The following is a 7,406-nucleotide window of genomic DNA, read 5'->3' on the forward strand; positions in this document are numbered from 1 at the left end:
GGGTTCCCTTATTTTTTTTTTATTTTTTTGTCACACGGTCAAAAGCCGGTTGTTATTCCCAATAACAAATTGAAAATTGGGAGGGGCTTTACACATGGTTGACAATGAAAAAACAACGAAGGAGTACCAAATCAAAAAGGAATTTTTTTGGGAAATCGACGAGAAGGAACACGACGCTTATTACGAAAAGCTATGCAAAATTATGGAGCGACTTGGGGTTGACTTTAAAATTCAAAATAAAATTTGGGGTTATGAGGTCGGGGAATTGGGAGGTTGCTTTGTTGAAGCCTTGGAAACCAACGAGAAAGCAATTTGCATGGGAACAGGTTGGTTTGATTACTACAACGTTTTGGCTATTGTTTGCATGGCGCATGAACTGGGGCACTGGTTCGACGTGGTAAGCAACTTTAATGGTGACACTGTGGCTTACCATAAAATTTTAGGAACATTAGAAACGGAGGTTCGTGCATGGGAATTTGGTATTGATTTTTTGCATGAAATTGACTTCAAATATTGGGATGAATTGAATATGTTCATGGAAGAATGCCTTGGGAGCTATTACAATAATGGGTTTGAAGTTTTTATGCAGGACTACCGCGCAGGATATAACGCAGGCATACTCAGGGACTTTGACCAAGCAAAAAACGACATTATGGCGCGGTGTTACTTCGGGAAAGCGTCACAAACTTGCTGAAATGTTGTTACCCCCTAATGTAAGGGGGTTTGCTATTGAGCAATGCTTATCTATTTAACGACGTGCTGACTGTTGGAAAGCAAGCCACGGCAGACGTAACCCATTATTTGGAACAAGAAAAGGGATACAAAGTAGAAAACGTGGAAGACATGCCGGAATATCAGAAAAAGGACATTGACCTCATTGCGCACACAAGTGCCGGAACAATGACAATCGAGGTCAAAGGTGACCGGTACTTCAAAACAGGAAACTACTTTATTGAAACTGTTTCAAATAGGAACAAGGAAACCTTGGGGTGCATTCTTTATTCCGAAGCTGACTTCCTGTTTTACTACTTTGTAGAACCGAAAGAACTGCACATAATTGACATGAAAAAACTTCAACACTGGTTCAAGAAGAACTCCCACCGGTTCCAAGAGCGTTACGTGCGGACAAAAGGAAGTGATGGAAAAATTATATATTCAAGTGAAGGGAAGCTTGTGCCCCGTATCATTCTTGCAAAAGAGGTTGGGGTAACAGTTAGGGGGTTATAAAAATGTTTGATTACTTCACTAAAGTGTATGGCGCCTACACTAATGTAAGTTATTACCCAGATGCAAGTGCACTAAAATTTGAAAATGATAACTGGTACACAGTTGTGCCCTATGATGAACGCCTGTTCACATGGTGCAAGGAACGTGGAATGCAAATTCGATTTGAAAGGGGAACTCCACATGAACACAATTGAGGAATTACGCAAGTTCGGCATGGTTGATGATTACAGGTTTTCAGCCAAGCAACATCAAATTGAAGATATGCTTGAAAAATATGGTAAACTTGTTGACCAAGATTTTGAAGAAGGTGGTAGGTGGTCGAACTTTGAAATTTACACATATGAAATAAAAACAGATGGGGAAACGGCTTATTTCCAAGTTGTTGAAGAAGTGCCCGCAACTGAACTACAGGACGGCATGGACTTGATTTTTCAATTTTATGAAGTGAATCCTGTTGTTGTCAGTAAAACAGTTTACGAGAGAAAAGTAGCAATTGGGGAGGACGACTAATGCTTGAACAAATTTTTTCCATGCAAAAACAGCTTGATGAATTTATTGAAAAGCAACACCCTGACCTAATGCCAACCAACATGAACGATTGGGTGAAACAAATAACGATTGCAATTGATGATGAAATCTCCGAGATTCGCGGGGAAATCAATTGGAAACACTGGAAGGAACCAAAGCCTATCGACCTTGACAAACTTCAAGAGGAAGTCATTGACGTTTGGCACTTTCTTATATCATTGTCTTACCGTGTAGGGCTGGAACCCGACGATATTTTTGAAGTCTATAAAAAGAAATGGCAAGAAAACTTTGACCGGCAAAATGGAAAGTCCGCCGAAAAAGATTATCGCGCAGGTGGTGGAGGTGGAAACTAAACACAAGGCTTTGTTTGGAGCGTATTCACGGGAAAGACAAGTTTTTATTTCCCGTGATTTACGCAATATAGAGATATATGAAAGCGTCAAACTATTTGGAATCACGGTTTGGGAAAAAGACCGTGAGGTATTTGTTCCACCATTTGCTGACTTACACAGCGTTGGGCGTGAAGGCGTTCGCGTGATTCTTGATGCTTACCTGTATTTGTATGGTGTTGCAAAAGATATAAAAGGGGGAAGAAAGCATTGTTAGTTTCCGCCGACAAGCAATATGAGGAACTTGTTCGAAAAATAATTCTACTCGGTTCTAAAGGACAAAACAGAACCGGAATTCCAACAAGGAAATTATTCGGTGAACAATTTCGTTTTGACCTACAACAGCAATTCCCGATAATAACAAAAAAGAAAATGTTTTTTGAATCAGCTAAGAAGGAACTGTTTTGGATATATGTTGACCAAAGTAATGACGTGCGTTTACTCCGTGAAAAGTACGGTGTTACAGTGTGGGACGAATGGCAAAAACCGGACGGAACAATTGGTCATGCATATGGTTACACCATTCAGAAGTACAGGCAGATTGATAAACTCATTGATGGTTTGAAAAATGACCCGCAAGGACGGCGGCATATTATTTCATTGTGGGACATTGACGAGTTACCAAACATGTCTTTACAACCGTGTGCGTTTCAAACCATTTGGGATGTTGACCCGGAAACAAACAAGCTGAACATGCAATTGGTTCAAAGGAGTGGTGACGTTGGTCTTGGTGTACCCTTCAACATGACCCAATACGCAATTTTACAACATATGGTTGCGCACATTACTGGTCTTGACGTTGGTCAATTTTGGTACACAATTACAAACGCACATTTGTATGAGAACCATGTGGAACCAATTTCACAAATATTTGAAAGGCAGGCACCTGTATGCCACCCACATATTGAAATTATTCGTAATGTAAAAGATTGGTATGACTTCAAGCCGGGGGATATTGTTCTTCATGATTATGTTTCACAGCCACATATTCCGCTTGAAGTTGCTGTTTGAAGGAGGGTCGCACATGTTTGTAATAGTAAACAAGGAAACTGGGGAAATACTCGACAAGGGTAGTGGCGTGTATAAAACACACCTTTCCGCCGTAAAGGCGAGAAGTTATTTCCTAAAAGATTATGATGGGGAACTGTACGAAATCGTTGAACTTTCAAAGGGTTTGATGAAAATTTTGATGGAATTACAAAAGGGTTCATTAAGTTGAACCCTTTCATCATTTCCAATTCAGTTCCAAAATTTTGCTTAATTCTTTTACGCCCAAAGTCTTCATTATCAAAAGTAATTGTTCTTTGTTTATTGTTGTTCTCGCATTGTTTGCTATTTCCGAAATTGTAGCTTCCCTCAATCCGGTCATTTCTGCAAGTTCTTTCTGTGTAATGTTCTTCTCTTTTAGCAATTCCTTCAATTTAATGTTTAATTCTGGTTCACTCATTTAAAACACCCACCTTTCTAAGTGTATTATATACGATTTTACGAAATTTTAAAACCGAAAACTTTTATGTCACAACACCCATTTTTCGTTGTTTTATTCAATAAATACAAAATTACGAAATGGGGAATACAAGTGGACTACCGTATGGACTCACGGACAAAAGAACAGTTCATTCAAGACATTAAGCGAGGAAATTTGAGGGAACAAAAAGCAATTCAACTATTTCAAGATTATTTGTATTGGCAACATGGGTGGATTGAGCCAATCAAGGAAAATGGCATTGACATGAGCGGGGCTTTTATCGAACACACGGAAGAAGTTACCACCCAGGCCGATTATGTACTTGGTGGAATGCCCCTTGAAGTTAAAACCTGCCCAAACCACACGCCAATCATTTATTTGAAGGTTGAACAAGTTTCCTCATATATCAAGCAGGGCGCTTCATTGCTGTTTGTAAACGGCATTGAAACATTTGAACCTGCGTTTACATTGTTGAGTGCCAATGACTTGAAAGAGATTGCCCGGACACACCGAAAAGCATTCCCAAGAAACGGGGTGAACGGTGGAAAAATTTGTTTTGAAACATTTACACATGAATTTGGATGGTCAACGTTTGAGGGGAGGAAGAAGCATTATGGAAGGCGTTGGAATTGCGCTAACCGCGGAAATGCGGTCAGGAAAAGATACCATTGGAAAAATTCTTATTGAAGAATATGGGTTCAAACGGTATGCATTCGGGGACGGCATTGTTGAAATTTGCAAACAATTGTTTCCGCACATGTTTACCGGTACAAAACCGCGGAAGCTTTTGCAAGAGTTTGGCCAGGAGCAGGTTGCAAGACACCGCACTGTGTGGATTGATTACATGTTTGCAAAAATGCAAACAGATGGAATCGACCCGCAAAAAGACAATATCGTAATTACGGATTTACGACAACCGCACGAATACAAAGCCCTTGTTGATTGTGGCTTTTATGTTGTTCGTGTTAATGCAAGTCTTGAAACACGTATTGAAAGAATGCTGAAAAACGGTGAGTTGGTATCGCCGGAAATTTTGGAGCACAACACGGAAAAGCATATTCGCAATTACAAAGTGGATTATGAAATTGACAACAATGGAACGCCGGAACAACTGTATGAAAATGTAAAAGAAATGATTAGATTTATTGGGGGCATGGGTCGTGAGTGGTCATACATCGTACGAAATGGCTGAACAAAGATTGATTCAAAAATACCCGCTACACACTGTTCATGGCGTTCAAAAGTTGCTTATGGACATACACCGCTTAAGAAGTGCTCGGTTTTTTGGTAGTGATACAAGCTATATTTCAAATATTTTAGTAGACTTTGAAAGGCTTGTTGAAAAAGCCAAGCTAACTAATAAACAAAGTGAAGCATTATTTACTATGTATGAAAATGATTTTACACAAGCTGAAACCGCTGAAATGATGGGAATTAGCCAACAAGCGGTTTCAAAACATCTTGACAATGCAATTCGCAAGATTGTCTTGGCGGCAAAGGAGGAGGAGAAAAATGTATGATGGGCTGTTCAAGAAGGGAACGGACTTCAAGGCAACGTTTGCGGAAGAAGTTCAAAAACTTGTAAGCAAGGACGTTGACGACTGTGAAATTCGTAATAAACTTGTGAATGTCCTTGTTGAAGCTTACCTTAAACAAACAGACCAAAGACCGGACAAATACCAACTAGCCATTTTAGCAAATTGGATATTGGCAGAAGAAAAGAATAAACACCCGGATAAAGTGACCAAAACGGAATACCCAATTCTAACAAGTTATCAGCTAAAAGTAAGGCGGCGCCGGGAATTTGCTAACGAGAATATTGAAAATTTCACAGATTCATGCCAGTACCGGGTGAGTGGCAAGCACAAACCTAAACGCTTTAAAGTTTTTGGTAATTATTGAGAGGTTGTCATATCTTTGGCAACCTTTTGTGTTATAATATTTTCATAGATAGAGAACTGGTGTGCGGTTTATTGAATGTGCCTTCACAAATTGTCACACCGTGATTCTTACGTTGTTACCCTAAATGTAACTAAAAAACAATGAAGAAATGGAGGAAGGATTTATGGGTTTTCAAGTTGGCCAAACAGTGAAGGTTGTAAATGAGGATACTGTAAACGCTTTTGAAATTGGGGAATTAATTTTTGGTAAGACCCATAATGTTGATTGCTTTGGCGTAGTTAAGGAAGTCAGCCCCAAAGACTTGAGGGTTTATGAAGAATTTGCACACCTCCCAGAAGCCGAAGCAACCACCGGTCTTAATAACACGCTTGTGTATTATGACGAAGGGGCACAACGTAATTTTATTGTAGAGATGCAAGACTTGGAGGTATTATAAGCTTGAACTACGTGGTTGTTACTGACGAATTGTCAAGAGTCTGCCTTGACCTTGTGTCTTACCTTGAAGAACGCGGAACACCAGATTATGAGGGAATCGTTGTTGCAGGTGGTGGTGATGACATTTCACAAATTAAAGAAATCACGATTGATACATGTCCAGAAGAAAAACTTGTGTATTTTGACGAGGGAGCAAAACGTTACTTCATTGTCAGAAAAAACTTTGTACAACAAACAGTGATTGAGTAAGCTTGCGGGCTTACTCTTTCACAAAATAATTCTCATATTTCGTAATGAGGGAACATAACCTTTAACATACCAAACAAAGGAGATGAATTTCATGTTCAGACGTATTTTGAAGGGAATTCTGATTGCATTTGTGGTGGTTGTGGTGATTAGTGTTGTGGCTTCGCTGTTTGGCAATGATGATTCAAAGACAACAGTGACAACAAAGACTGTAAAGACAGAGAAGAAAAAGCCGGCAGTTGCACCGAAAAAGGAATACAAAATTGGTCAAGACGTAAAAGTTGGCGACGTTATTTTCAATGTTCACAATGTATCGACAATGAAAAACGTTGGTGGGGAATATGGGAAGGATGCACAAGGAACATTCTTGGTACTTGATGTTTCAGTAACAAACAAGGGTAAAAAAGCAATCACAACAGATGCTTCATTTTTCAAGCTGAAAGCAAAAGGCAAGACTTATGAGGCTGATGATGTGGCAACCACTTATGCTAACAAGGACGCAAACTTCTTTCTTAAAGAAGTAAACCCGGACATTGAAAATCATGGGAAAGTAGTGTTTGACATTCCAGCAGAACTTACAAAATCCACTGATTTGAAGCTGAACGTTCAAACCGGATTTTTCGGAACACAACAGCAAACGATTGCACTTGTAAAATAGAGAGCCTATGCGGCTCTTTTTTTTTATTGATAAAATTGGACAAGTCAGGTACACTATTGTATAGGAATCGTGCGCCATGTTCGAAAGACAATGCACGAAAGATATTGATATAACAAGGTTTGTACCGTGTGTACCGCCGATGACGACTCAAAATCGTGTTCCTTCGGGAGTGTCGGTTCGACCCCGACCACCGGTATCAAAAGATCACATTTCAGTTTTTCGGTAAAACGTTCCTTATAATCTAGTAAGGAGCGTTTTTTCATTTTCCGGCAGAAGTCACTCTCTTCAATCGTGTGAAGGGCAAAAGGAAAGAGATGAATTTCGGTTTGCATTTACTAAAGCAGCTCTGAGGAGTAAAAATTTTTCGTGATAATTTAACTATTCCCCCCCCCCAAAAATGCGGCTAAATATGTAATAATTTAAATAATTAGAGCTTGCTGGACGAATATTTTGGCATGGCTTAGTGACAAGTCGAATACAAGCTAAAATTTGATTCGTTCAGCAAGCCCTAATTAAACTTGGCTCTGTTGTGGGGGTGTTTATGTTTGTGACT

16 protein-coding genes are annotated in these 7,406 nt (G+C 39.5%); 15 read left to right on the top strand and 1 reads right to left on the bottom strand.

Annotated elements, in window-relative coordinates; translation table 11 throughout:
• The first annotated feature begins 94 nt into the window (after positions 1-94).
• The 8 genes from P9687_RS01175 to P9687_RS01210 are packed head-to-tail and all read left to right on the top strand — an operon-like array spanning position 95 to position 3,363.
• On the top strand, positions 95-694 hold the full coding sequence (locus P9687_RS01175) for a hypothetical protein (RefSeq protein ID WP_328228752.1): 600 nt from the start codon (positions 95-97) through the stop codon (positions 692-694).
• Positions 695-729: 35 nt separating this feature from the next.
• A complete protein-coding gene (locus P9687_RS01180; protein WP_328228753.1) occupies positions 730-1,227 on the top strand; it encodes a hypothetical protein in 498 nt (165 codons plus the stop codon).
• A 2-nt stretch (positions 1,228-1,229) separates the two neighbouring features.
• Positions 1,230-1,421, top strand: a complete 192-nt coding sequence (locus P9687_RS01185) for a hypothetical protein (protein WP_328228755.1) — start codon at positions 1,230-1,232, stop codon at positions 1,419-1,421.
• The gene (locus P9687_RS01190) at positions 1,408-1,737 is read left to right on the top strand and encodes a hypothetical protein (RefSeq protein WP_328228756.1); all 330 of its coding nucleotides are present in this window, start codon (positions 1,408-1,410) and stop codon (positions 1,735-1,737) included. Before P9687_RS01185 ends, P9687_RS01190 begins: the two co-directional genes overlap by 14 nt.
• Entirely contained in the window at positions 1,737-2,108 is a 372-nt protein-coding gene (locus P9687_RS01195; RefSeq protein ID WP_328228757.1) for a dUTPase, read from the top strand. The genes P9687_RS01190 and P9687_RS01195 overlap by 1 nt, the downstream gene beginning before the upstream one ends.
• Positions 2,098-2,361, top strand: a complete 264-nt coding sequence (locus P9687_RS01200) for a hypothetical protein (RefSeq protein WP_328228759.1) — start codon at positions 2,098-2,100, stop codon at positions 2,359-2,361. The genes P9687_RS01195 and P9687_RS01200 overlap by 11 nt, the downstream gene beginning before the upstream one ends.
• Positions 2,355-3,155, top strand: coding sequence for a thymidylate synthase (thyA, locus tag P9687_RS01205; protein WP_328228760.1), 801 nt, complete (start codon positions 2,355-2,357; stop codon positions 3,153-3,155). Before P9687_RS01200 ends, thyA begins: the two co-directional genes overlap by 7 nt.
• Before the next feature lie 13 nt (positions 3,156-3,168).
• Complete coding sequence (locus tag P9687_RS01210) at positions 3,169-3,363, top strand: hypothetical protein (RefSeq protein ID WP_328228761.1); 195 nt, start codon at positions 3,169-3,171, stop codon at positions 3,361-3,363.
• Positions 3,364-3,372: 9 nt separating this feature from the next.
• Here P9687_RS01210 and P9687_RS01215 read toward each other — a convergent pair whose 3' ends face one another.
• Entirely contained in the window at positions 3,373-3,591 is a 219-nt protein-coding gene (locus P9687_RS01215) for a helix-turn-helix domain-containing protein (protein ID WP_328228762.1), read from the bottom strand.
• Between the two features lie 132 nt (positions 3,592-3,723).
• On the opposite strand from P9687_RS01215, the gene P9687_RS01220 reads away from it, so the two are divergent.
• From P9687_RS01220 to P9687_RS01250, 7 genes are all read left to right on the top strand, one after another.
• Positions 3,724-4,299 (top strand): hypothetical protein, encoded by a 576-nt coding sequence (locus P9687_RS01220; RefSeq protein WP_328228763.1) that lies wholly within the window; start codon positions 3,724-3,726, stop codon positions 4,297-4,299.
• A complete protein-coding gene (locus P9687_RS01225) occupies positions 4,226-4,804 on the top strand; it encodes a deoxynucleotide monophosphate kinase family protein (RefSeq protein ID WP_328228764.1) in 579 nt (192 codons plus the stop codon). The genes P9687_RS01220 and P9687_RS01225 overlap by 74 nt, the downstream gene beginning before the upstream one ends.
• On the top strand, positions 4,773-5,132 hold the full coding sequence (locus P9687_RS01230) for a helix-turn-helix transcriptional regulator (RefSeq protein WP_328228765.1): 360 nt from the start codon (positions 4,773-4,775) through the stop codon (positions 5,130-5,132). The genes P9687_RS01225 and P9687_RS01230 overlap by 32 nt, the downstream gene beginning before the upstream one ends.
• On the top strand, positions 5,125-5,514 hold the full coding sequence (locus P9687_RS01235) for a hypothetical protein (RefSeq protein ID WP_328228766.1): 390 nt from the start codon (positions 5,125-5,127) through the stop codon (positions 5,512-5,514). Before P9687_RS01230 ends, P9687_RS01235 begins: the two co-directional genes overlap by 8 nt.
• Before the next feature lie 163 nt (positions 5,515-5,677).
• Positions 5,678-5,950 carry a hypothetical protein gene (locus P9687_RS01240; protein ID WP_328228767.1) on the top strand — a complete coding sequence of 91 codons (273 nt, stop codon included), beginning with the start codon at positions 5,678-5,680 and terminating at the stop codon, positions 5,948-5,950.
• 2 nt (positions 5,951-5,952) lie between these two features.
• Entirely contained in the window at positions 5,953-6,198 is a 246-nt protein-coding gene (locus tag P9687_RS01245; protein ID WP_328228768.1) for a hypothetical protein, read from the top strand.
• Between the two features lie 91 nt (positions 6,199-6,289).
• On the top strand, positions 6,290-6,853 hold the full coding sequence (locus tag P9687_RS01250) for a DUF4352 domain-containing protein (protein WP_328228769.1): 564 nt from the start codon (positions 6,290-6,292) through the stop codon (positions 6,851-6,853).
• Positions 6,854-7,406 lie beyond the last annotated feature (553 nt).

Origin of the sequence: Weizmannia sp. CD-2023 (genome assembly GCF_036225245.1) — a bacterium.
Classification (GTDB): domain Bacteria; phylum Bacillota; class Bacilli; order Bacillales; family Bacillaceae_C; genus Weizmannia; species Weizmannia faecalis.